The organism is Komagataeibacter europaeus LMG 18890 (assembly GCF_000285295.1).
GTDB classification, from domain to species: Bacteria; Pseudomonadota; Alphaproteobacteria; order Acetobacterales; family Acetobacteraceae; genus Komagataeibacter; species Komagataeibacter europaeus.
Genome location: NZ_CADP01000306.1, coordinates 1 through 1,185 on the forward strand (window position 1 = coordinate 1; position 1,185 = coordinate 1,185).

Sequence of the window (1,185 nt, forward strand, 5' to 3'; positions counted from 1 at the left end):
AAGCTTGAAGAGCTCCGCCTAACGACCGCAGGCCGGCTCGCAAACTGTATCGCCTTATGCTGCGTGGTGGCCTGGCGTATCTCATGGATAACAATGCTCAGGCGTGAATTACCAGGGACGTCGCCTTCTACCGTTTTTACAGATGTGGAACGCCAAATACTCGAACAGTTCACACCCATACGCAAACTCAGCACTTCACCAGACCTGGATTTTTACATCCGGGCAGTCGCCAGACTGGGTGGTTACCTTGATCGCGCTTCCGATGCTCCGCCCGGAACAACTGTTATCTGGAGAGGAATGTCTCGCCTGGCAGATATCGTTACAGGTGCTCTCTCCTATCAAATTACAGAAGAAAAAATTTATGGGTAACTGCAAGGACGACCGGACGGAAAAGATTATGGGGCTGGAATTCGCCACCGTCTACCTGAACGAAGCCAGCCAGATCACCTATGGCGCGCGCAACATGCTGCTGACGCGGCTGGCGCAGAAATCACCCCTGGCGCTGAAGGAATATATCGACGCCAATCCCCCCACCACCGCGCACTGGCTGTACCGCGTGTTCGAGGACGGGGTGGACCCCACATCCGCAGCACCGCTGGACCGCGCGCGCTACGCCACCATGCGCCTGAACCCCGATGGCAACCGCGCGAACCTGTCACCCGAATACATGGCGCAGCTTGAGGCCCTGCCGGAACGCGAACGCAGGCGCTTCATGCTGGGCGAATATCAACAGGCGGTGGATGGCGCGTTGTGGCGGATGGATGTTAAGCGGCATGGAAAAGTGACCCCTTCGGAAGGGGGACAGGCAGCTAAAAACGACCCCTTTCTGAGAAACGGGTTCACGATGGCCTTCATGCTGAATGGAGGCCCGGTTTGGGATGCTTGTTGTGGAAACAATTGGAAAGATCCGTCGCGCGCATTTTGTCGAAGGAAAGGCGATCAAGGCGATCTGCCGGGACCTTGGGATATCGCGGCAGACGGTACGCAAGGTGATCCGGTCGGGACAGACGTCTTTTGACTATCACCGAGAACGACAGCCTCTTCCCCGGATTGGTCCATGGGAGGGAAGATTGTGCGCTCTTCTTGAGGAGAACGTGGCGCGTCCGGCCCGCGAACGGCTGAGCCTCATCCGTCTGTTCGAACTGCTGCGTGAGGAAGGATATGAAGGAAGCTATGATGCCGTAA

Annotated in this window: 1 protein-coding gene and 2 pseudogenes; all 3 read left to right on the plus strand. The window is 57.0% G+C overall.

Features of this window, described 5'->3' with window-relative positions; translation table 11 throughout:
• The first annotated feature begins 93 nt into the window (after nt 1-93).
• Entirely contained in the window at nt 94-369 is a 276-nt protein-coding gene (locus GEU01_RS27690; protein WP_081499975.1) for an IS4 family transposase, read from the plus strand.
• Nucleotides 359-811, plus strand: a pseudogene (locus GEU01_RS25500) (terminase large subunit domain-containing protein); the annotation flags it as partial. The gene GEU01_RS27690 and the pseudogene GEU01_RS25500, both read left to right, overlap by 11 nt.
• Before the next feature lie 67 nt (nt 812-878).
• Nucleotides 879-1,185, plus strand: a pseudogene (locus GEU01_RS27210) (IS21 family transposase); the annotation flags it as partial.